General features: G+C 71.5%; 22 protein-coding genes. 5 read left to right on the forward strand and 17 right to left on the reverse strand.

Features of this window, described 5'->3' with window-relative positions; genetic code table 11:
- Window positions 1-107: 107 nt before the first annotated feature.
- The 8 genes from ACFWFI_RS23820 to ACFWFI_RS23855 are packed head-to-tail and all read right to left on the reverse strand — an operon-like array spanning window position 108 to window position 9,812.
- On the reverse strand, window positions 108-302 hold the full coding sequence (locus ACFWFI_RS23820) for an MbtH family NRPS accessory protein (RefSeq protein WP_387393771.1): 195 nt from the start codon (window positions 300-302) through the stop codon (window positions 108-110).
- A complete protein-coding gene (locus ACFWFI_RS23825) occupies window positions 299-4,237 on the reverse strand; it encodes an amino acid adenylation domain-containing protein (protein ID WP_387393773.1) in 3,939 nt (1,312 codons plus the stop codon). The genes ACFWFI_RS23820 and ACFWFI_RS23825 overlap by 4 nt, the downstream gene beginning before the upstream one ends.
- Window positions 4,234-4,461: a phosphopantetheine-binding protein gene (locus tag ACFWFI_RS23830; RefSeq protein ID WP_387393775.1), complete on the reverse strand. Its 228-nt coding sequence runs from the start codon at window positions 4,459-4,461 to the stop codon at window positions 4,234-4,236. The genes ACFWFI_RS23825 and ACFWFI_RS23830 overlap by 4 nt, the downstream gene beginning before the upstream one ends.
- Before the next feature lie 5 nt (window positions 4,462-4,466).
- Window positions 4,467-5,099, reverse strand: a complete 633-nt coding sequence (locus ACFWFI_RS23835) for an isochorismatase family protein (RefSeq protein ID WP_387393777.1) — start codon at window positions 5,097-5,099, stop codon at window positions 4,467-4,469.
- A gap of 47 nt (window positions 5,100-5,146) precedes the next feature.
- Window positions 5,147-6,796 (reverse strand): (2,3-dihydroxybenzoyl)adenylate synthase, encoded by a 1,650-nt coding sequence (locus tag ACFWFI_RS23840; protein ID WP_387393779.1) that lies wholly within the window; start codon window positions 6,794-6,796, stop codon window positions 5,147-5,149.
- On the reverse strand, window positions 6,793-7,992 hold the full coding sequence (gene dhbC / locus ACFWFI_RS23845) for an isochorismate synthase DhbC (RefSeq protein ID WP_387393781.1): 1,200 nt from the start codon (window positions 7,990-7,992) through the stop codon (window positions 6,793-6,795). The genes ACFWFI_RS23840 and dhbC overlap by 4 nt, the downstream gene beginning before the upstream one ends.
- A gap of 54 nt (window positions 7,993-8,046) precedes the next feature.
- Window positions 8,047-8,835 carry a 2,3-dihydro-2,3-dihydroxybenzoate dehydrogenase gene (locus tag ACFWFI_RS23850; RefSeq protein ID WP_387393783.1) on the reverse strand — a complete coding sequence of 263 codons (789 nt, stop codon included), beginning with the start codon at window positions 8,833-8,835 and terminating at the stop codon, window positions 8,047-8,049.
- Entirely contained in the window at window positions 8,832-9,812 is a 981-nt protein-coding gene (locus tag ACFWFI_RS23855) for an ABC transporter substrate-binding protein (protein ID WP_387393785.1), read from the reverse strand. The genes ACFWFI_RS23850 and ACFWFI_RS23855 overlap by 4 nt, the downstream gene beginning before the upstream one ends.
- Before the next feature lie 158 nt (window positions 9,813-9,970).
- Here ACFWFI_RS23855 and ACFWFI_RS23860 point away from each other — a divergent pair, with 158 nt between their 5' ends.
- From ACFWFI_RS23860 to ACFWFI_RS23870, 3 genes are read left to right on the forward strand one after another with little or no spacing between them, the layout of a single operon-like run.
- The gene (locus ACFWFI_RS23860) at window positions 9,971-11,056 is read left to right on the forward strand and encodes a FecCD family ABC transporter permease (RefSeq protein ID WP_387393787.1); all 1,086 of its coding nucleotides are present in this window, start codon (window positions 9,971-9,973) and stop codon (window positions 11,054-11,056) included.
- Window positions 11,053-12,177 (forward strand): FecCD family ABC transporter permease, encoded by a 1,125-nt coding sequence (locus ACFWFI_RS23865; RefSeq protein WP_387393789.1) that lies wholly within the window; start codon window positions 11,053-11,055, stop codon window positions 12,175-12,177. Before ACFWFI_RS23860 ends, ACFWFI_RS23865 begins: the two co-directional genes overlap by 4 nt.
- A gap of 8 nt (window positions 12,178-12,185) precedes the next feature.
- On the forward strand, window positions 12,186-13,004 hold the full coding sequence (locus ACFWFI_RS23870; RefSeq protein WP_387393791.1) for an ABC transporter ATP-binding protein: 819 nt from the start codon (window positions 12,186-12,188) through the stop codon (window positions 13,002-13,004).
- Here ACFWFI_RS23870 and ACFWFI_RS23875 read toward each other — a convergent pair.
- The 4 genes from ACFWFI_RS23875 to ACFWFI_RS23890 form a co-directional block, all read right to left on the reverse strand.
- Window positions 12,988-14,346: an MFS transporter gene (locus ACFWFI_RS23875; RefSeq protein ID WP_387393793.1), complete on the reverse strand. Its 1,359-nt coding sequence runs from the start codon at window positions 14,344-14,346 to the stop codon at window positions 12,988-12,990. The genes ACFWFI_RS23870 and ACFWFI_RS23875 overlap by 17 nt on opposite strands.
- Before the next feature lie 43 nt (window positions 14,347-14,389).
- Window positions 14,390-15,310, reverse strand: a complete 921-nt coding sequence (locus ACFWFI_RS23880; protein ID WP_387393795.1) for an amidohydrolase family protein — start codon at window positions 15,308-15,310, stop codon at window positions 14,390-14,392.
- A gap of 143 nt (window positions 15,311-15,453) precedes the next feature.
- Window positions 15,454-16,137: a 4-carboxy-4-hydroxy-2-oxoadipate aldolase/oxaloacetate decarboxylase gene (gene ligK / locus ACFWFI_RS23885; RefSeq protein ID WP_387393797.1), complete on the reverse strand. Its 684-nt coding sequence runs from the start codon at window positions 16,135-16,137 to the stop codon at window positions 15,454-15,456.
- A gap of 27 nt (window positions 16,138-16,164) precedes the next feature.
- A complete protein-coding gene (locus ACFWFI_RS23890; protein WP_387393799.1) occupies window positions 16,165-17,190 on the reverse strand; it encodes an amidohydrolase family protein in 1,026 nt (341 codons plus the stop codon).
- Between ACFWFI_RS23890 and ACFWFI_RS23895 the strand changes: the two genes are divergently transcribed.
- Together ACFWFI_RS23895 and ACFWFI_RS23900 are read left to right on the forward strand one after the other, a co-directional pair.
- Window positions 17,183-17,413 (forward strand): hypothetical protein, encoded by a 231-nt coding sequence (locus ACFWFI_RS23895; protein ID WP_387393813.1) that lies wholly within the window; start codon window positions 17,183-17,185, stop codon window positions 17,411-17,413. The two genes, ACFWFI_RS23890 and ACFWFI_RS23895, sit on opposite strands and share 8 nt — an antisense overlap.
- Window positions 17,374-18,078 carry a GntR family transcriptional regulator gene (locus tag ACFWFI_RS23900; RefSeq protein WP_387393801.1) on the forward strand — a complete coding sequence of 235 codons (705 nt, stop codon included), beginning with the start codon at window positions 17,374-17,376 and terminating at the stop codon, window positions 18,076-18,078. Before ACFWFI_RS23895 ends, ACFWFI_RS23900 begins: the two co-directional genes overlap by 40 nt.
- 102 nt (window positions 18,079-18,180) lie before the next feature.
- On the opposite strand, the gene ACFWFI_RS23905 is transcribed toward ACFWFI_RS23900, so the two are convergent.
- From ACFWFI_RS23905 to ACFWFI_RS23925, 5 genes are all read right to left on the reverse strand, one after another.
- On the reverse strand, window positions 18,181-18,588 hold the full coding sequence (locus tag ACFWFI_RS23905; protein WP_387393803.1) for an SHOCT domain-containing protein: 408 nt from the start codon (window positions 18,586-18,588) through the stop codon (window positions 18,181-18,183).
- Between the two features lie 71 nt (window positions 18,589-18,659).
- Entirely contained in the window at window positions 18,660-19,154 is a 495-nt protein-coding gene (locus ACFWFI_RS23910) for an FBP domain-containing protein (protein ID WP_387393805.1), read from the reverse strand.
- 62 nt (window positions 19,155-19,216) lie between these two features.
- Entirely contained in the window at window positions 19,217-19,705 is a 489-nt protein-coding gene (locus ACFWFI_RS23915) for a nucleotide triphosphate diphosphatase NUDT15 (protein ID WP_387393807.1), read from the reverse strand.
- Window positions 19,706-19,769: 64 nt separating this feature from the next.
- Window positions 19,770-20,669 carry a diacylglycerol kinase catalytic domain-containing protein gene (locus tag ACFWFI_RS23920; protein WP_387393809.1) on the reverse strand — a complete coding sequence of 300 codons (900 nt, stop codon included), beginning with the start codon at window positions 20,667-20,669 and terminating at the stop codon, window positions 19,770-19,772.
- On the reverse strand, window positions 20,666-21,679 hold the full coding sequence (locus tag ACFWFI_RS23925; protein ID WP_387393811.1) for an SPFH domain-containing protein: 1,014 nt from the start codon (window positions 21,677-21,679) through the stop codon (window positions 20,666-20,668). Before ACFWFI_RS23925 ends, ACFWFI_RS23920 begins: the two co-directional genes overlap by 4 nt.
- Window positions 21,680-21,760 lie beyond the last annotated feature (81 nt).

Raw genomic sequence — 21,760 nt, forward strand, 5'->3', positions numbered from 1 at the left:
TTTTCACCGGCGGCCACGCCTACCGGTGCGGGCGCCGGGAGCGGCCCGCCGGCCGCGGGGACCGGCGGGGCCCGGCCGCCCCTGCGCCGTCGGGGCGCCCGACTCCCTCAGGCCCGCTTCCGGTCCGGCTCCAGCGCGGCGGTACACGCCTCGTGCGGGGCCGGGCCGAAGCGGACGGACCACCCGGCAGGCACCTCCCGCCAGACCGGCCAGAGGGACAGCTGACCGAGGGAGTTCGCCAGCACCAGGTGCGTGGCACGGCCCCCGGGGCCCGGGTCGAACGGGCCGCTCCTCGCGCTCACGCGTCCAGCTCCTTCAGACGGGCCGCCAGGACGGCCGCGATGTCGTCGAGATGGCGGTCCTGCATCAACTGCGGGTGGGTGCAGTCGAGGTCGTGGTTGTCGATGGACCCGGTCACATGCGCCCGCCACGCCTCGCGGGTGAGCCAGTCCTCCGCACGCGGGGCCGCGGCCGTGAAGAACAGCAGATCGCCCTCGTAGCCACGGTGGTGGTGCTCGCGCATCATGCGGGCGTGGTTCGGCACGATGTCCACGATCTTCGACAGCGCGCGGTCGCTGAGCCCGGCGAGCGGACTGCCCGCCCGGCGCAGGGTCGCCAGCACGTCCTCACGGTTCTGCTCGTGCGTGCGCTCGAAGCCCGCCATCCGCAGTACCGCGGTCAGCGCGTCGCCCTCCTCGGGCGCCGGCCGCTCCCGCCACTGCTCGGCCGGGAAGGAGTCCAGCAGCGCGAGCAGCTCGACCTCCTCGCCCGCTTCCTGGAGCAGCACGGCCACGGTGTGCGCCAGAACCCCGCCGACGGACCAGCCCAACAACCGGTAGGGGCCGTGCTCCTGGATCGCGCGGATGTGCTCGAGGTAGTCGGACGCCTCCTCCTGCAGGGTGCGCGGCAGCGCCTCGTCGCCCACCAGCCCCCGGGCCTGGATGCCGTACACCGGCTGTTCCGGGCCCAGGCGGGCCGAGAGTCCGGCGTAACACCAGGCGATCCCGCCGGCCGGGTGGATGGCGAACAGCGGTGGACGCGCCTCCCCGCCGCGCAGCCGCAGGACGACGTCCAGCGCGTCCTCGGACGCCGGCCCCGTGGAGCCGAGCCGGCCGGCGAGCGCGGCCGGGGTCGGGGACTCGAACAGCGAGCCGATGGTCAGCTCCGCGCCGAACTCCTCCCGTACGCGGGCCACGAGCCGCACCGCGAGCAGCGAGGTACCGCCCAGATCGAAGAAGGCGTCGTCGGGACCGACCTGGCCGACGCCCAGCACCTGCGCGAACAGCCGCGTCAGGGCTTCCTCCCGAGCGCCCGAGGGACGCCGCGAACCCGCGCCGCCGCTGAACACCGGGGCGGGCAGGGCACGCCGGTCCAGCTTGCCGTTGGGACTCAGCGGGAAGGCGTCCAGGGCCACCACCGCCGCCGGGACCATGTGCTCCGGCAGCTCCCGCGTCAGGGAGGCGCGTACGGCCACCGGATCGGCGCCCCCGGTGATGTAGCCGACGAGGCGCTGCTCGCCCGGCCGGTCCTCCCGCACGAGGGCGCAGGCGGCGTCCACCCCGTCCCGGGCCGTCAGCGCGGTCTCGATCTCGCCGAGCTCGATGCGCTGCCCGCGAAGCTTGACCTGGTCGTCCGTGCGGCCGAGGTAGACGACCTCGCCCTGCTCCGTCCAGTGCGCCAGGTCGCCCGTGCGGTACATGCGCCCCTCCGGACGCCCGAACGGGTCGGCGACGAAGCGGGAGGCGGTCAGCTCCGGCCGGTTCAGATACCCGTCCGCGAGCTGACGCCCCGCCAGGTAGAGCTCTCCGGGAATCCCGGGCGGGCAGGGCTGCAGCGCCGCGTCGAGCACGTGGAGGCGGGTGTTCCAGACGGGCCGGCCGATCGGCACCGGGCCGTCGGCGTCCGCCGCGCAGGCGTGGAAGGTGACGTCCACGGCCGCCTCCGTGGGGCCGTAAAGATTGTGCAGTTCGGCTCCGGGCAGTTCGCGCCCGAACGTGTCGGCGGTCTCCCGGGGCAGGGCCTCACCGCTGCAGAAGACCCTCCTGAGGCTCCCACAGGCGTCCGTCTCCGCCTCCGCGAGGAAGACCTGGAGCATCGACGGCACGAAGTGGCAGGTGGTGACGCCTTGTTCGCGGATAAGCCCGGCCAGATAGGCCGGGTCCTTGTGGCCGCCCGGTTCGGCGATCACCAGCACCGCCCCCTGGCGCAGCGGCCAGAAGAACTCCCACACGGACACGTCGAACGACGACGGTGTCTTCTGCAGCACCCGGTCGTCCGAGGTCAGCCCGTAGGCGCTCTGCATCCAGCGCAGCCGGTTGTCGATCGCACCGTGCGACACGACGACGCCCTTGGGGCGGCCCGTCGAGCCGGAGGTGTAGATGACGTACGCCGGGTGAGCCGGGGTGAGAGGACGTGACGGGTTCACCCAGAGGTACTCCGAGACGTCGAGGCCGTCCAGGACGACCAGCGGCGTCCCGGTGTCCTCGGGGAGCCGCCCCTCCCGGTCGGTCACCGCGCACACCGGCGCCGCGTCCCGCAGCATGTACGCGAGCCGTTGCTCCGGGTAGTCCGGATCCAGCGGCAGATACGCGGCCCCCGACTTCAGCACGGCGAGCAGGGACACGACGAGCTCCACCGAACGCGGCACCGATACCGCGACCACGGCGCCCGGCCGGGCGCCGAGCGTCCGCAGGTGCCGGGCCAGCCGGTTGGCGCGGGTGTTCAGCTCCTCGTAGGTGAGCGATGCGCCGCCGTACACCAGAGCGGTCGCGTCGGGCGTTCGTGCGGCGCGGGACTCGATCGGACCGATGAGCGTCGTGGGCGGCAGGGTGCGGTCGGTGTCGTTGAACGTACGGACGACCAGCTCGACTTCGGCCGCCGTCGCCATGCCGTGCGTGCCCGTCGGAAGATGTGGGTCGGCCTGGCTCAGCCGCTCCACCAGATCCAGGAAGCGCTCCTGGTGCGCCGCCAGCTCCCCGTCGCCGTAGAGCGCGGGATTGCCGTCGTGGTCGATGCGCAGACCGCGGCCGTCGGCCCGGTCGTAGATGTTCACCGTCAGGTCGTCGACCGGCCCGGCGGACAGATTCCGGGCCCGCGCAGGGGCGCCCGCGAAGTCCACGTCGTAGTCGAAGGGCATGACGTTGACGAGGGGACCGACCAGCCCGCGGTTCTCGCCGAGGAGCCGCAGGTCGCGGCGGATGTCCTCGTAGCGGAACCGCTGGTGGCGGCGGACCCGGCGGATGCCGAGCACCACCTGACGGACCAGCTCGGCGAAGGTGGCGTCCGGGGACACGTCCAGCCGCAGCGGGAGCACGTTCATGACCATGCCGGGCACCCGCAGCGAGACGGACCCCATGCGGCCCATCATCGGCAGGCCGAGCACGACCTCCTGGTGGCCGGTCGCCCGCGAGGTGTAGAGGGCCTGAGCCGCGATCAGCACGTCCGGCCAGGTGGCGCGGAGCCGGGCGGCCAGGTCCCGCACACCCTCGGTGGCCCCGGCGCCCAGGTGGGCCGTGCGGCGGAGGAACGTCCGTGAGGGCAGTGCCCCGCGGCCCGCGAGCCGGGGCACCTCCGGGCGGTCGGCGAACGCCTCCGTCCAGTGCGCGCGGTCCGTTGCGAAGGCCTCGGAGGACCGGTACGCGGCATCCTCGTCGACCAGGTCGGCCAGCGTCCCGAAGGCGCGCGGCCCGGGGTCCTCACCCCGGGCGAGCGCCGTGTACACCTCGGCGGTCCGGCGTACGAGGAGCGAGTAGCCGAAGCCGTCCATGACCACGTGGTGGATGCGCTGGTACCACAGCCACCGCTCCTCGCCCACCCGGAACAGGGCGTGCCGGAACAGCGGACCCGCCGTCAGGTCGAAGGGCTCGGCCAGGTCCGCGCGCATCCACTCCTCGGCCTGCCGGCCGGCATCGGACGCGTCGCGCAGATCGTGTGTCGTGAGCGGCAGCGCGACCGAGGGGAGGACGCGCTGCCGCGGGCCGTCGGGGGAGTCCTCGACGGACACGCGCAACGCGTCGGCCTCGGCGGTCACACGGCGCAGAGCCGCCGCGAACAGCTCGGGGTCGAGCGGCCCGTCGATCTCCAGGCACTCCGCCGTGTTCTGCGCCGGGCTCAGCGGATCGAGCGACTGCGCGAACCACATCCCCGACTGGGCGGCGGTCAGGGGCAGTACGACGGCCGGGGTGTCCGGGCCGGGGGCCGGTCCGGCCCCGTCGGTATCGGTGAGCAGGACGGTCATGAGGCCTCCAGCAGGCGTGCCCAGGCCTCGATGGCGGGCTGCTCGGCGAGGTCCGCGAAGTCCGCGTCGACACCGTGGTCCCGGCGCCAGCGTCCCAGCAGCGCCATGATGCGTACCGAGTCCAGCCCGTAGTCCAGGAGGTTCTCGTCGAGGGGGATGTCCGCGGGATCCTCACCGAGGGCGTCGGCGACATCGTGGCGGATCAGTTCAAGGGTGAGCGCCACGGTGTTCAGATCCCCTTCAGAAGCGTGTCGGTCGTGGTGACGACCGCGCACCGGCCCGCGGCCCAGCGCAGTGCCATGTCGTGGTCCTCGCGCGAGAAGTCCGCCACGGCGTCGGCGACCAGGAAGGCCTGGATGTCGCGCATCCACGCGTCGCAGGCGCTCATGAGCACCCCGATGTGCGCGTAGACACCGGTGATCACCAGCTGGTCGCGGCCGGACTCGCGCAGCAGGGACTCGAGTTCGGTGCGCACGAACGCGCTGTACTTCCATTTGGTCAGGACGGTGTCGCCGTCCGCGGGCGCGACCGCGTCGGGGATCGCCAGCGCCTCGGGGTCGTCGGCGGCGCCGGGGCCCCAGAAGTCGAGCTGGAGACCGCGTTCCTCCGCCGTCTGACCGCCGCGCTGCACCGAGTAGACGACCGGCACACCGAGGCGGCGGCACTCCTCGATGACGCGGGACGTGTTGTCGAGCATGCCGGTGAGCGGCTGCTCACCGGGCGGGAAGGCGCCGAGGAAGTGATTCTGCAGGTCGTGGACCAGGAGCACGGCGCGCGCCGGGTCGACGGTCCAGTCCACGCGGTTCGCGGGCAGTTCGGCTTCGGTCGGCAGTGCGTACGAAGGGATGGCGGGAAGAGCCATGGGGTGGAACCTTTCGGTGCCGCTCTGGGCGGAACTCGGTGCTGATCTCAGTGCTGATCGGGTACGGCGCGGCCGGGGGCCGCGTCCGAGCGCAGTCCCTTCTTGCTGACCTTGCCGATTCCGGTCTGCGGGAACGCCTCGACGAATTCGACGAGGTCGGGAATCTTGTACGCGGCGACCCCGCGTTCACGCACGAGGCGTTTGACCGCCGGCGGCTTCAGGGGCTCGGCGCCGTCGCGCAGGATGACGTAGGCGAGGGTGCGTTCGCCCAGGTACTCGTCGGCCACCCCCACGACGGACACGTCGTGCACCGACGGATGGCCGAGGATGATGTTCTCGATCTCCTCCGGGGCGACCTTCTCACCGCCCCGGTTGATCTGGTCCTTGGCACGCCCCTCGACGACCAGGTGGCCCGTCGGGGTGCGGCGCACGATGTCACCGGTGCGGTAGAACCCGTCCTCGGTGAAGGCCTTCTCGTTGTGCTCGGGTGCACGCCAGTAGCCGCGGATCGTGTACGGGCCGCGGGTCAGCAGGTGCCCGAAGCCCCCCTCGGGGACGTCCTCGTCCGCGTCGTCGACGACACGGACCTCGTCGTCCTCGGAGATCGGGAGGCCCTGGGTGGTGACCACCGTCTCGTGGTCGTCGTCCAGGCGCGTGTAGTTGACGAGCCCCTCGGCCATGCCGAAGACCTGCATGAGCCGGCACCCCAGAGCGGGTTCCAGTCGGCGGGCCGCCGCCTCGCTGTACTTGGCGCCGCCGACGAGGATCAGGTCCAGGCTCGACAGATCGTGCTCGGTGCCGGGGCCGGCCTCCGTCCACACCAGTGCCAGGGGCGGCACCATCCCGGTCATCGTGACGCGTTCGCGTTCCACGAGCGGGAAGGCCGTCGCCGGGTCCGGGCTGGGGCACAGGACCACGGTCCCCCCGGCGTACAGGGCTCCGAGCCAGCCCGGGGAGCTCATCGGGAAGTTGTGCGCGGCAGGGAGCACGACGAGGAAGCGGGTGTCAACGTCGACGCCGCAGATCTCGTTGGACCCGCGCAGCGAATAGATGTAGTCGTCGTGCGTACGCGGGATGAGCTTGGGCACACCCGTCGTCCCGCCCGACAGCTGAAGGAACGCCAGGTCGTGCGGCTCCGGTCCGTATCCGGTCTCCGTGGGCGCGCACGGCACCTCCGACAGAGCGGTGTGCTCGCCCGGCGGGCCGACGACGAAGACGTGCTTCAGGCTCGGCGTGCGCCCCTTGATCTTCGACGCGAGCGCGAGGTGGTCGAAGCCGGCGTGCCGGTCGGGAACCACGTAGGCCACGGCCTCGGTGAACGAGCAGAAGTACTCGATCTCCGTCTCCCGGTGCGCGGGCAGCGCGTACACGGGCAGTGCGCCGATGCGGAAGAGCGCGAAGACGACTTCGATGAACTCGGCGATGTTCGGGAGCTGTACGACGACCCGGTCGCCCGGACGGATGCCGCGCGCCGCGAACCCGGCGGCAAGCCGCGAGGCCCGCTCGTCCAGCTCCCCGTAGGTCCACTCGCGGCGTTCGGGGGCCGGATCGACGACCGCCACGCGGTCGGGGTGGGCGGCGGCGCGCTCGCGCAGCACACCGCCGAACGTCTCCCCGCGCCAGTGGCCCGCCGCGCGGTAGCGCTCGGCGAACGCGTCCGGCCAGGTGGGCGCGTCAGCTGCCTTCAGGGCGGTCACAGTGCGGCTCCCACGGCGCTCAGGAAGGTCCGGAACTTGGCGCCGGTCTCCGCCGTCTCGGCGGCCGGCGAGGACTCCGCCACCACGCCGGCCCCGGCGAACAGCCGCAGGGTGCGGCCCTCTGCCTCGGCACAGCGGATGGTCACGACCCAGTCGCCGTCTCCGTCCGCGTCCTGCCAGCCGACCATGCCGGTGTACGCGCCGCGGTCGAAGGGCTCGGAATCCGCGATGACCTGCCGGGCCACATCGGTCGGCGTGCCGCAGACCGCCGGAGTGGGGTGCAGGGCCGACGCCAGGTCCAGGGCGGTGGACGAGGGGTCGCGCAGCTCGCCCGTCAGGGTCGTCGACAGGTGCCACATGGCGGCGGTGCGTACGAGGGTGGGACGTTCGGGCACGTCCAGGCGCACGCAGAACGGCGCGAGTGCCTCGCGGATGGCGTCGACCACGACCGCGTGTTCGTGGAGGTCCTTCGGCGAATCCAGGAGGGCGGCGGCCCTGCGGACGTCCTCCGCCAGATCGTTGCTGCGCTGCGCGGATCCGGCCAGCGGATTGGCGACGAGCCGTTCGCCCCGGCGGGCCACGAGGAGCTCGGGGCTCGCACCCACGAGGGTGCGGCCCGGACCGCTGGGAACGGCGAAGGTGTATCCGTCCGGATCACGTCGTGCCAGCCGGCTCAGCATGGCCGGAAGATCGAGGTCACGCCCGGAGGTCAGTTCCAGGGTGCGGGCGAGGACGACCTTGTCGAACTCACCGGCACGCATCCGCTTCACGGCGGCGGCAACGGCCTCGGAGTACTCCTCGGCGGCGGGCACTTCACGTATCTGCCACTCGTCGCCGTTCTCCACGTCGGGGCCGTGCAGGGCGATGAGCGGGTCGGCGCGCAGGGCGGTCGCCCACCGGACGGTTTCCGGGACGGCCAGGGCCGCCACACCGTCGGGTGCGAACGGTACGGAGCCCACGACGACCGGGGCGGGGTCGCCCGCGCGGCGGGCGGCGTCCAGGACCTCCTGCACCCGCAGGGGCAGGGGCCGTGCGTCGTGGGGCACCCGCGCCGAGGTGCCGGAGGCGAGCAGGGTGTGCCGCGGCGTGGCGAGAAAGCGGTCCGTGCCGGGCCGGTAGGCCTCCAGCAGGGAGGTCGCCGCACCGGGGGAGTCGATCGGGGGAGGAGCGGTGGGTACGCGCAGAGAGGCAGACATGGGTGGTCTCCAGTGGGGATGGCTCGAGCTGCGACAGGGTGAAGGGGGCGGGGTTCAGGCCCGCAGGGTGGCTCCGCCGTCGACGTACAGGTCGTGCATGGTGATGTGCCGGGCGCGGTCGGACACCAGGAAGGCGACCGCGTCCGCTATGTCGGAGGGGTCCGCGATCCGGCCGAGCGGGATACCGGTGCGGTAAGCCGCCGTGTCCCCCTCGATGACGCGGCGGGCGGAGGCGTCCTCGTCCCCGGCCGTCCACATGCCGCGCTGCATGTCGGTCAGGGTCGAGCCGGGGGAGACGGTGTTGCACCGCACGCCCCGGGGCGCCACTTCGAGGCCGAGACACTTGGTGAACATCACGGCCGCGGCCTTGGAGGCCGCGTACGCCGCCATGTTCGTACGGGGGATGCCCGCGGCGTTGGAGGCGACGGTGACGATGCTGCCCGAACCCCGCCCGGTCATCCGGCGGGAGACGGACCGTGACACATGGAACACCCCGTGGGTGTTGACGGCGAAGGTGGTCGCCCATTCCTCGTCTGACAGTTCCGCGACGGGCGAACCACTGAGGATCCCGGCCACGTTGACCGCGATGTCGAGCGGGCCGAGCGTGCCCTCGGCCTCCGCGACGAGGTCCTCGACCGCCGTGGGGTCCGTGACGTCGAGCGTGCGCGCGCTGACCAGGCCGTCGTGCGTCTTCTCCAGTGCGGTGACGCCGTCCGCGGCCAGGTCGGTGGCGAGGACACGCGCACCCCGGCCGGCGAGGGCGTGTACGACCGCCTCGCCTATGCCGCGGCCCGCTCCCGTCACGAGGGCCAACCGGCCGGTGAGTTCCTGTTCGAGGCTCACTTGACCATGGCCTTCCGGATGTCGTCCAGCACGGAGACGGCTGCCTGCGCACCACCGAGGCTGGTCCACTTCGTCCCGTCGATGACCGTCGCGTGCTTGTCCCGCACGGCGCCGAGCTGCTGGTAGGCGGGCTTCTTCGCCAGCCGGCCGAGGAGGTCGGCGTCGGTGCCGGCGTCGAGGGAGCCGATGAACAGCCAGTCGCCGTCGATCTCCTCGAGGTTCTCGTCGCTGAGCGGCGTCGAGTGGCCCTCGCCCTTGTCGTTCTGGATACCCGGCCGTTCGAAGCCGAGGTCCTTCAGGACGTCGCTGATGAAGACGCCCTGCTGCATGACCGCGGTGCCCTTGGCCGAGTAGCGGGCGACGGACACCTTCGCGCCGGCCTGCTCACCGAGGTCGGTCCTGAGGGCCGCGGCCCTGGTCTCGTAGTCGGCCAGGAACTTCTCGGCCTCGTTGGATCTGCCGAGCGTCGTGCCGGTGAGCTGGAGGGCCTTCTTCCAGTCCTTGGTGTTGTCGATGGTGACGACCGTGGGCGCGATCTTCCGGAGCTGCGCGAGGACCTGCTCGTCGGCGAGCTGGCCGGCGAGGATCACATCCGGCTTCGCCTGGACGACCTTCTCGATGTCCGGGCCGGTGACGGCGCCCACCACCGGGATGCTCTTCGCCTGGTCCGCCAGGTACTGGGGGGCGCCCTTCTGGCCGCGGCCCGCGGTCAGGCCCACCGGCTCGACGCCCAGGGCGAGGGAGGCGTCCAGGTCCATCTCGCTGAGGGCGACCACGCGCTCCGGGGTGGCCGGAATCTTCACCTTCGTCCCGGCCGCGTCCGTGACCTGGGTCGTCGCTGTGGCGCCCGCGTCGGCGGATTCGGCTTTGTCCTCGGCTCCGCAGGCGCTCAGGGTGAGAGCGCAGAGTGTGAGCAGGGTCGCCGACACGACGGGACGTGCGATACCGCGGGACGAGGGGGACGAATACGGCGCCATGGCCTGGGATCTCCGTTTACATCAGACGAATCCTGTTCCGGCAGGCGCTCTCCGAAGCCTGAACCGGAGACAAGCGGTACACATCGCGCCACTTCAGGGCATAGGTGTGCCCATGACCCGCCGGAATCGGACGAGTGCATTTAGGTTAGGCTAACCTTATGTCGATAGCGCAAGAGGGTCGGCCAAGATCAGCCGGATCCCGCCCATCCGAAGGTCCCCCGGCCCAGGGGCACCCAACCCGCTGGGTCACCACGGGACTTCTGCTGCTCCTTGTGGCCCTTGTGCTGCTCTCCCTCGTCGTCGGCACCGGTGAAAGCCCCGTCGGGCGCGCCTGGGACTTCCTGCTCGGCGACCCCACCGCCCGTGCGGACGCCCAGATCCGACTGGCCGTCATGGACGTGCGCCTTCCGCGCACACTCGCCGCCCTCCTCGTGGGCACCTGCCTCGGCGCGGCCGGCTGTCTGCTCCAGGCCGCCACCCGTAACCCGCTGGCCGAGACGGGCCTGCTGGGCGTCAACTCCGGTGCCGCTTTCGCCGTTGTCCTCGGGCTCACCTTCTTCGGCGCCGACTCCCCGGGCGCGCTGCTGGTCTGGGCACTCGTCGGCGGCATGGCTGCCAGCGCCGTCGTCCTGCTCTTCGCCGGATCGGGACGCACCGCGGGCTCACCGCTGCGTCTCGTCCTGGCCGGATCCGCACTGGGCGCCACCTTCCACGGCTGCACCTCCTACGTCCTGCTCGGCACGCAGTCGACCTTCGACACCTACCGGTACTGGACGATCGGCTCGCTCGCCGGAGTCGAGATCTCCGATCTCGTCCCCCTCCTGCCGCTGGTGGCTCTCGGCCTCCTCACCGCGCTCGGGTGCGCCCGCCCGCTGTCGGCTCTCGGTCTCGGGGACGACGGCGCCCGCTCGCTCGGCCACCACCCGGGCCGGATCCGGCTCGTGGTCGCCGGAGCGGTCTCGCTGCTCGCCGGCTGCGCGGTCGCCGTGGCCGGACCCATCGCCTTCCTCGGCCTGCTGGCCCCGTACGCCGCGAGGGCGCTGACCGGGCCGCGCATGACGGCTCAACTGGTCCTGTCCGCGCTGATCGCGGCGAACATCATGATCCTGGCCGACATCCTCGCCCGGATCGTCATCCGCCCGTGGGAGACACCGGTCAGCGTGCTGCTCGCCTTCGTGGGCGGTCCCCTGCTCGTCTGGATCGCCCGCTCCTCCCGTCTCTCCACCGCGGGGGCCGAGGCATGACCGACCTGAAAGCGGCCGGAGACACCGCACCACGCGTCCCGACGGCCGGGTGCGGCACGCCGCACGCCGGCGGCACCGACGTGACACCCCCCGACAGCAGGGTGTTGCGCGGCGGGACGCTCTCCTGGCTCCTCCCGAGCCGCAGTGCGCTCGCCGCCGTGATCCTCCTGCCGGTCCTCGTCGTGCTCGTAGCCCTGGCCGTGATGGCGAGTTCGACCGGAATGAGCCTGTCGGAAACCGTCTCCGGACTCCTCGGCACGGGCGACCCCGGGACCGTCATGATCGTGCGGGACTTCCGGCTGCCCCGGATCTTCGCCGGCCTCATGGTCGGCGCCGCGCTCGGCATCGCCGGCTGCCTCACCCAGACACTCGCGGGCAACCGCCTCGCCACCCCCGATCTGGTCGGTGTCAACGACGGTGCCACGGCGGCCGTCGTCGCCGCCGCGGCGGGTTCCACCACCGGAATGGTCGGCGACTGGTGGCTCGGCCCGATCGGCGCCGTCGCGGCCGCCGCGATCGTCGTCCTGTGCGCGGGCGGAGCCGGGAGCGCCGGTTACCGCGTCCTGGTGACCGGCATCGGCGTCTCCACGTTCATCGGCGCGGTGGGCGACCTGATCATGTCCCGCGAGAACGACAACACAGCGGGCGGCGTCTTCCTCTGGGCCGTCGGCAGCCTCAACGGCCGTGACTGGGGCGTCGGTACGCCGCTGGCACTCGTCCTGCTGTTCCTGGTTCCGCTCGCCCTGGCCGTCGGCCACCGGCTGCAGCTGCTGCGCTTCGACGACGACGTGGCGGCCTCGCTCGGCGTCGACCTGCGCCGACTGCGCGCGGGCGCGCTCGCACTCGCCGTCGCCCTCGCGGGCACGGCCGTCGGTGTCGGCGGCCCCATCGCCTTCGTCGCCCTCGCCGCCCCGATCCTGGCCCAGCGGATCGCCGGACCCACCCGGGTCCCGATCACCGGCTCCGCACTGACCGGTGCGGCCCTGATAGCCGCGGCCGACGCCCTGGGACGCGTCGCCGCACCTGTCGAACTGCCCGTCGGTGTCGTCACCAGCGTCCTCGGCGGCCCCTTCCTGCTCTGGGTCCTGTTCCGCCCGGACCGCGCCACCGGAAAGGCTTGACCGACCCCATGACCGACGCACCCCGCGAGACCGCCCCCGGTCTCGAAGTCAGCGCGCTCCACGCCGGATACCCCGGCCGTCCCGTCGTCGAGAACGTCGACCTGACGGTCCCGGCCGGACAGGTCGTCGCGATCGTCGGCCCCAACGGCTGCGGCAAGTCGACCCTGTTGCGTACCGTCGCGCGGCTGCACCGCCCCGAGTCGGGAACCGTCCGGGTCGGCGGCGAGGACATCTGGGAACTCGGCCGGCGCCGGGCAGCCCATCGTGTCGCGCTGCTGCCCCAGTCGCCGCGCGCACCCGAGGCCGTCACGGTGGCCGGGCTCGTCCGCTACGGCCGCCACCCCCAGCAGGGCCTGCTGCGCCAGTGGTCCAAGGAGGACGAGAACGCCGTACGCGACGCACTCGAGGCCACCGGAACGACGGAACTGGCCGCCGAGCGCCTGGACAGGCTCTCCGGCGGCCAGCGCCAGCGCTGCTGGCTCGCCATGGTCCTCGCCCAGCACACCCCGGTCATCCTGCTCGACGAACCCACCAGCGCCCTCGACCTCGGTCACGCCGTGGAAGTCCTGGAGCTGGTGAGGGAGGTCGCCGCCACCGGTCGCACCGTCGTCATGGTGCAGCACGACCTGGCGGCGGCCGCCCGCTACGCCGATCTCCTCGTGGCCATGAAGGACGGGCGGGTCGTCGCCCGCGGCGAGCCGGCCGGGACGGTCGACGAGGCGCTGGTGAAGGAGCTCTACGGTCTGGACGCGGACATACTCCGCGCACCGGGCGACGCCTCACCGGTCGTGGTGCCCAGGGCCCGGCGGCTCACGAAGCGGACGTGACGGCCTTCGGCTTCCGCACGGCCGGACGGTGCGGCCGGGTGCGGGGGCCGAAGACGGCCAGGGCCACGGCGCCCACCATCCAGGCGCCGGCGATGAAATAGAAGACGCTCTGGTAGCCGGTGCGGTTGTAGAGGGCCGCGATGATCAGTGGGCCCGCGGCGTTCGACAGCCGGCCGATCCCGTAGGTGATGCCCGTCCCCAGGGAGCGGCTCCGGGTGTCGAAGAGCTCGGGGGAGTAGGCGTACGCGAGGGCGGTGTAGCCGCGCTCGAAGAGGTTCACCAGGAAGCCGAAGACCACGATCAGGACCGGGTCGAAGGTCAGCCCGTACAGCAGACCGCACAGCGCGATGACCGTGCCGAAGGCGACGAGACACCACTTGCGCTCGAACCGGTCGGTGACCAGGGAGGCCAGGAAGGAACCGAGGGGTGCGCCGACCGTGGTGAGAGCGACGTAGAAGACGGACTTCTCGACGCTGAAGCCCTCCTTGGCCAGCAGGGTGGGCGCCCAGCTCGAGTAGCCGAAGAAGCCGATGGTCTGGGTCACCCACAGGACGGTGAGCAGGAGCGTCGGTGCGAGGTACCTCTTCTGCAGCAGGAGACGCGCGGGTGCCTTGACCGCCGGGGGCTCCTCGACGGGCTCCGCCGGTTCGGCCAGCGGCCCCTTCTCGGCGGTCACCGAGGACTCGATCTCACGCAGCACCGCGTCGGCCGCGGCGTGGTCCCCCTTGCTCTCGTGCCAGCGGGGCGACTCCTTGAGGTGCTTGGAGAACAGCACGAGGAGGACGCCGAGCGCACCCCACAGGTACACCAGCCGCCAGGACCAGTCGCTGAGCGGGACGACGAGACTGGCGATCAGGTTGGTGGCCGGCGTACCGCAGATGCCGATGACCATGGCGTACGCCTGGTACTTGCCGCGGACGGCGGCCGGATACATCTCGTTGACGTAGATGACCGCCACGACGGTCATCGCCGACAGGCCCGCTGAGGTGAGCACCCGGAAGACGCCCAGTGAGACGACGTCCCACGAGAACACCGAGACGAACGAGAAGAAGCCGAAGAACAAGGTGGTGCGGAGCAGGGTCTTCTTACGGCCCCACCGGTCGGCGACGGCTCCCGCGGCGATGGAGCCGATGAACATGCCGACGAACGACAGTGAGGTCACGTAGGCGACCTGATCGACCGTCACGCCCCAGAGGTCGATGAGCTTCGGAGCCGTCGTCGCGAAGCTGTTGATGTCCGCGAACTCGAAGAAGTACGCGAAGGCGACGGCCAGCAGGGTGGTCTTGTGGAAGCGGGAGATCGGCAGCCGGTCCAGCCGGTTCGCCGCATTGGCGTGCTGCATGGGGACGGTCCCTGTCGGAGTGCGGGTGCGGGTGGGGAGGGAGTCAGACGCCTTCGCCGGGCCAGTACAGGCTCATCGGGTTGTCGACGAGGAGCCGGCGCTGCTGCTCGGGGGTGACCGCGACCTGCGGTACGTAGTCGACCAGGAGCCCGTCGTCGGGCATGTGGCCGGTGAGATTGGGGTGCGGCCAGTCGGTGCCCCACAGGACCCGGTCCCCGAACTCCTCCACCACGCGGCGGCCGAAGGTCACCACATCGGCGTAGGCGTGCTTCTCGCCGTCGAGAGCGGTGGGACCGGTCACGCTGAGGCGCTCCGGGCAGGTCACCTTCACCCACACGTCGTTGGAGTCGACGAAGCGGAGGAAGCGGGTGAACTGGGGGCCGTCCACCGGCAGAGTCACATCGGGCCGGCCCATGTGGTCCACCACGAGTGGCGTGGGCAGGGAGGCGAAGAATCCTTCCAGCTCGGGAAGATCAGCGCTCTCGAAGTAGAGCACGATGTGCCAGCCCAGCGGAGCGACCTTCTCGGCGATCGTGGCCAGGTCCTCCTTCGGGGAGGTGTTGACCAGACGGCGAAGGAAGTTGAAGCGCACCCCGCGCACCCCTGCCGCGTCCAGCGCGCGCAGTTCGGCGTCGGAGACGCCGGGACGGACGGTGGCGATGCCGCGTGCCCGGTCACCGGCCGCGCGGACCGCATCGGTCATGGCGGTGTTGTCCGCGCCGTGGCAGGTGGCCTGGACGACGACGGCGCGGCTGACGCCCAGATGACCGTGCAGCGCGGCGAGTTCGCTCTTTCCGGCGTCGCACGGCGTGTACTTGCGCTCCGGGGCGAAGGGGAATTCGGCCTGCGGCCCGAACACGTGGCAGTGGGCGTCGACGGTGCCCGCCGGAAGCCGGAACGCCGGTACGGACGGATCCCGGTACCAGTCCAGCCAGCCCGGAGTCCTGGGGGAAGGCGCACTCATGAAGTCTCCTCGTGGTTCATGGGGGGAGGGTGCGGGGGCGCGTGTCCGTCCCGGCGCAAGGGCGCGTGGGGTGCACCCGGGTACGCGGGGACGGCGGACCGGGCGGGCTCGCCCGCGTCCGCTCACCGTCCCCGCGCCCTCGTTCAGTCGATGTAGCGCAGACCCGCGGCCTCGAGCGGTCCGCGCATGCCGTACATGTCGAGGCCGAGCTCTCCCGCGGCGAGGCGGCGGCGCTTGCTCTCCTCGTTGTCCTCCCGGCGGCGGGAGGAGTCGGCGGCCTCGGCGACCCGGCCGGCGGGCACGACGACCACGCCGTCCGCGTCCGCCACCACCACATCGCCCGGGTGCACCAGCGCGTTGGCGCACACGACGGGCACGTTCACCGAGCCGAGGGTCGCCTTGACGGTCCCCTTGGAGTTGACGGCACGGCTGAAGACGGGGAAGTCCATCTCCTGCAGTTCGGCGACGTCACGGCATCCGCCGTCGATGACGAGGCCCACGCCACCCCGGGCGCGCACCGATGTGGCGAGCAGCTCGCCGAAGAAGCCGTCCTCGCACTCGGTGGTGCAGGCCGCGACGAGGATGTCTCCCGGCTGCAGCTGCTCCACGGCCACATGCAGCATCCAGTTGTCGCCCGGCTGCAGCAGCACGGTGACCGCGGTGCCGCGGAACGTCGCCCCCGGATAGACGGGACGGATGTAGGGGCGCATCAGTCCGGTGCGGCCCATGGCCTCATGGATGGTGCTGACACCGAAGGGCTTCAGGGCCTCGATGTCCGAACGGTCAGGTCGTACGACGGTGCGGTGGACCACTCCGAGTTCGTGCATGGCTGTGCTCACTTCCTTCCGCGGGGTTCAGCGGCCCTGACGCTTCAGCAGGGCGTCCAGGCGCGGGTACACGGAGCGCGCGTTGTGCTCCTGGATGTCGGCCAGTCCGTCCGGGGACAGCCCGGCGGCCTCGGCGTAGCGGCGCGTGTCGTCGAAGTGATGGCCGGTCCGGGGGTCGATGTCACGGACGGCGCCGATCATCTCCGAGGCGAAGAGGATGTTCCGGGTGGGGACGACGTCGAAGAGGAGGTCCGAACCCGGCTGGTGGTACACGCACGTGTCGAAGAAGACGTTGCCCAGCACGTGCTCCTCCAGCGGCGGCTTCCCGAGCGCCATGGCCAGGCCGCGGAACCTGCCCCAGTGGTAGGGGACGGCGCCGCCGCCGTGGGGAATGATCAGCCGGAGCGTGGGGAAGTCCGTGAACAGGTCCCCCTGCACGAGCTGCATGAAGGCGGTGGTGTCCGCGTTCAGGTAGTGCGCCCCCGTCGTGTGGAAAGCGGGGTTCACGCTGGTGCTGACGTGGACCATCGCCGGGACGTCGTACTCGGCCATCTTCTCGTACAGGGGGTACCAGGAGCGGTCGGTGAGAGGCGGGGCGGTCCAATGCCCCCCGGAGGGGTCCGGGTTGAGATTCAGCGCGACGGCGCCGTACTCCTCGACGCACCTGGTGAGTTCCGGTATGCAGGTCGCGGGGTCGACGCCCGGCGACTGCGGGAGCATGGCGGCCGGGACGAAGCGTTCCGGATAGAGCCGGCTGACACGGAAGCACAGCTCGTTGCAGATGGCCGCCCACTCGGAGGAGGTGCTGAAATCACCCACGTGATGGGCCATGAAGGACGCCCGCGGCGAGAAGACCGTCATGTCGATGCCGCGCTCGTCCATCAGCCGCAGCTGGTTCGACTCGACGCTCTCGCGCAGCTCGTCGTCGCTGATCTTCAGATCGGCTCTCTGCGGGGAGGCGGACGGATCCCCGAGAGCCGCGATCTGCTGGTTCCGCCAGGCCTCCAGCGCGGGCGGGGCCGTCGTGTAGTGGCCGTGGCAGTCGATGATCATCGCTGTTCCTGTTCGAAGTGCCTGCGTGTTTGCCTGCGTGTACCTGGCCGCAGGGCTGCTCTCCGACCCGTATCGCCCGGCCGGCTGCCACGCCACCGTAACCGTCGATGAAATTGTTGACAATATGCCTGACGAGAAAGTTTCGGGCATCATCACTGATGCCGCGGCCCGATCGGCGCGGCCATGGGTACGTCCCGACGAAGTACGGAAGGCGGAGGGGTGACGTCGAATCAGGCCACCGGCCGGACAGGCCGAAGCGCGGTCTCCAGCGGTATCAGGGAGGCGCTCGCCGCGGGCGACATGGTGCCGGGGCAGCGCCTGGTCGAGCAGGAGTTGTCCGAGGTCTTCCGGGCGACGCGGAGCTCGGTGCGTGAGGCGCTGCAGGACCTGGCCGCCGAGGGCCTGGTGGAGCTGATTCCCCGCCGCGGGGCGCGGGTGCGCGTGATCTCCGTCGAGGAGGCGGTCCAGATCACCGAGTGCCGCGCCCTGCTGGAAGGGCTGTGTGCCCGTCGGGCGGCGGAGTACGCCTCGGACGAGGTGCGCCAGGAACTCAAGGACATCGGTGCGGCCATGAGCCGGGCCGTGGCGGACGGCGACCCGGACGCCTACTCGGTACTGAACCGCCGGCTGCACGAGTGCATCGGCGAGGTCAGCGACCAGAAGGTGGCGCAGGCCCTTCTCGAGCGGATGAACGGCCAGATGGTGCGCTACCAGTTCCGTCTCGCGCTGCGCCCCGGCCGTCCGGCACAGTCGCTGCCGCAGCATCTGGCGATCATCGACGCCGTCGTCGCCGGTGATCCCGACGCGGCCGAGGCGGCCGCGCGGGCGCACGTCGAGAGCGTCGTCGAGGCGCTGAGGGAAACCCCCGCACCGGTCCGGCTGGGCTGACGGGTCGGCGGCCGGGGGCGGGCCGGGCGTCCCGCCCGACGTGCCGTGCCCCGGCGTGGCTCTCCCGCCCGGGTCGACGACCTGGGCGGGAGGGAAGACCGGTCAGGCGAGCAGCTTCTCCTTGGCCTTCTCGTACTCCTCCTGGCTGAGGTGGCCCTTCTCCTTCAGCTCGGAGAGTTTGGCGAGGTCGGACACGTGGCCGCTGCCGGTCCCCGCGCCCCCTTCGTCGCGGGCCGCCTGCTTCACGTACTGCCGGAAGGCCGCTTCGCGGTCCTCCGCCTGCTTGGCCTCACGCCGCCCCATCCCCTTGCCGCGGGCGATGAGGTAGACGAGCACGCCCACGTAGGGCAGCACGATGACGAAGATCACCCATGCCGCCTTGGCCCAGCCGCTCAGGGAATGGTCCTGGAAGATGTCCGTGACCACCTTGAAGAGCAGGAAGAACCACAGCACCCACAGGAACACGTACATCATGGTCAGGAAGAGGTTCAGGAGCGGATAGTCGTCCATGGGCCTACTCCGATCGCACGGATGGTCCCTTATTCATACGTCCGTCCGTGCCGCGCCGCATTTCTGGCGGTTCAGGCTGCGAGCAGGTCAAGGAACGCGGAGAGCTTGCCCCTGGTCCGCTCGACCTGCTGCTCGACGGTCAGCGACTCCTCGAAGCGCCCGCCGGGGGCCGGGGTCTTCCTGCCGCGTACGTACAGCGAGCAGTCGAGGTCGGTGCAGAGATAGATGCCCACCGAATTGCCGTCCCTGCCCGCCTGTCCCCGCTTCCGGGCGGTCATCAGGGACACCCCGCTGCCCGGATGCGTGGTCAGGCAGACCGAACACATGCTGCGGTGCAGGAAGCCGCGCTGCTGGGACGGGAAGCGCAGCGTGACGCCGGTGAGCTCGCCGCGCAGCTCGGTGACGATGTAGCTCCGGTCCGGAGCCGAGAGGTCACGCCAGCCCAGGAAGTCCAGATCGTCCCAGCGGCGCTCCTCCAGGTCGCGGGGCATCGGCAGACGCTTCGCCTCTCCCTTGGAACAGTTGACGAACGACGCTCGGATGTCCTGCTCACTGACGGCTCTCATGACATCGACGCTAACTCTGCCTATGAGGCCTAGGCAAATGATTAATAGATCTAGGTCAGAGTTCAGGGTGCAGTGATCCGCAGATGGTGGGCAGCCGGATGCTCGATGGTGAGATCCGGGCGCCAGACGGCCAGGATCTGGGCCGACGGGTCGAACAGGGGGCTCGGCAGCTCCTCGGGTGCGATCCACCGCCACGCGCTGATGAGGTGCGGTTCGGTGACCTGGGGGGTCGCGGACTCCACCCTCACCAGTGCGGCCATGCTGATCCGGTTGATGCCGCCCACCACGTCGTGCACCATCGCGAAGACGTTCACGGCGTCCACCGGCACCCGCAGTCCCGTCTCCTCGCGCAGCTCGCGGGCGGCGGCGGCCGCGACCGACTCGTGCGTCGGGTCGACCTTGCCGCCGGGCAGCTCCCAGGTGCCGCCCCGGTGCCTGCCGAGCAGGATCCTGCCCTCCTCGTCCTGTACGACGACCCCCACCCCGAAGGCGGCCTGGGCGAGCGGCGGGCGGGTGTTCCGGGGCGGGGCGTTCACGGGATCGGTGGTCATCGCTGCTCTGCTCCCGGCTGGTCGGATACGGGGTCCCACGGGCTCCGCCATCCTCACACGGTGGTCACGCCACCAGGTTGAGGGTGGTGCCCGAGATACCGAGCCGAATGGACTGACCCCACGTCAACTCCAGTGCGTCGGACTCCATCCCGTCGCCGAACACCACCATCCGGTCCGACTCGACGGTGAGCCTGAGGCCGTCCCGGAGCCCCAGTTCGCCCGCGACCAAAGAGGTTCCGGTGGCCGGTGAGGGCCAGGCCTCGCGCACGAACCAGACCAGTCGCGGATCCGAGGGGGCCGGCAGCCGCAGCGGGCTGCCCCGCTCGAGCCAGAGGGAGCGCAGCCAGCCGGTGGAGCCCGTGCCGGTGCCGACCAGGACGCCCGAGGACGCCTGGCACTCGCCGGCGGACGTGGCGTCGTCGGGGCCGATGCGGTAGCGGGCGGTCTGATGGCCGGGCGGCCCCAGGTAGATCTCGTTGAGGGCGAGCAGTCGCTGCGTGTCGTCGGCGACGGCCTCGGTCATCGTCAGGGCGTCCACCCGTCCGCCGGGTGACACGGCGGCCCGGCACAGTGCCGCCGTGTCACGGGCCCGGTGGCGTACGAGGACTCCGGGGTTGCGGCCCGGGTCGGTGTCGATGCCTACCACCGGCTGGCCGGACAGGTACTTCGCGACGTTGGCGACCAGTCCGTCCTGCCCGGCCACGACCACCACGTCCTCGGGCCCGAACAGGAAGCGGTCGAGGTCGGCCCGCTCCACCCGGGTCCGCCGCCATCGCAACGGCACGGCGGCCGCCACCTCGGTGAGCGCCTGTTCGTTGCGCCGGTGGCGGCCGGCCACTTCCTCGATGGACCGGCCACGTCCTGCCAGCACGAAAGCGGCCTGCCCGTGGGTCCCGTGCCGCGCAAGCAGCTCCTCGTACTCGGTCGTGCGGTGGACCAGGACCGCCCGGGGGGCCAGACTCACGCCCGCGCCTCCGGCTCCGGCCTGCCGAGCCTGGCGAGCAGGCCCGTCAGGACGTCGGGGGAGAGGGTGAGGCTGTCGATCCGGGGCAGATTCTCGGCCAGCCGTGTCGCGGCCAGCGCGTGCAGCGTGCCGGGGTCGACGTCCGCGTGCGCCCGCAGCCAGGCCGCCTGCGCCTCGGCGCGTGCTGCCCCGACGTCGCGTGCGGCCTCCGCCTCCGCGCGGGCCAGTCGCACGGTGCGGGCGGCCTCGGCAGCCGTACGCACTCCGTCGGCCGCCGACTTCTCCTCGGCCTCGCGGCGGGCGTTGGTGCCGCGCTGGTCGACCAGCTGCTCCTCGCGGCGTGCGAGCTCGATCTTGCTGGCGAGCTCGTTCTCGGCGATGGTGCGCTCGCGCTCGACCGCGACCGCCCGGCGTTCGTACACCGACCGGTCGGCCTCCTGCTGGATCTGCTCCCTGGCCGGGGTGCGCAGGGCGCGCTCGACCTCCGCCTCTGGGCGGATCGCGACGACGCGTACGGCGACCACGTCGATGCCGGTGGCGGGCAGCCGTGGCTCGGTCGCGAGCCCGGTGGCGACCCGCTCCCGCACAGTGGCGACCCCGTCCACGAGGGCGGCGGCGAGAGGGGTGCGGGCCAGGACGTCCAGGGTGTGCTGCTGCGCGGTCTCGGTGAGCAGGGTGGCGATCTGCTCCAGGGGCGCACCGCGCCAGATCCCGGTGTCGGGGTCGACCGAGAAGTCGAGCCGGGCGGCGGCCTCGGCGGGGTCGCTGATCCGGTAGGTGACCGTGGCCTGCACGGTGACGTCCTGGAAGTCGGCCGTACGGGCGTGGAACGCCATCGCCAGCTCCCGGTCGTCGACGGGGACCTCGGAGAGTGCCGCGGAGAGCGAGCGGTACCAGAAGCTCAGTCCGGGGCCGTCGTGGGTGAGCCGGCCCCGCTTCTGGTGGCGGATGTGGGCGGTGGGCGCGGAGCGCAGGTGCCGCCAGCCGAAGCGACGGGTGATGTCTGCCATGTCGGGACCCCCTCTTTCTCGTCATGACGACGATAATGGGTGTCGATGAATATCGTCAAGAGGACGAGAAGGGTGGGGTGG

Origin of the sequence: Streptomyces sp. NPDC060209, assembly GCF_042728155.1 — a bacterium.
Classification (GTDB): domain Bacteria; phylum Actinomycetota; class Actinomycetes; order Streptomycetales; family Streptomycetaceae; genus Streptomyces.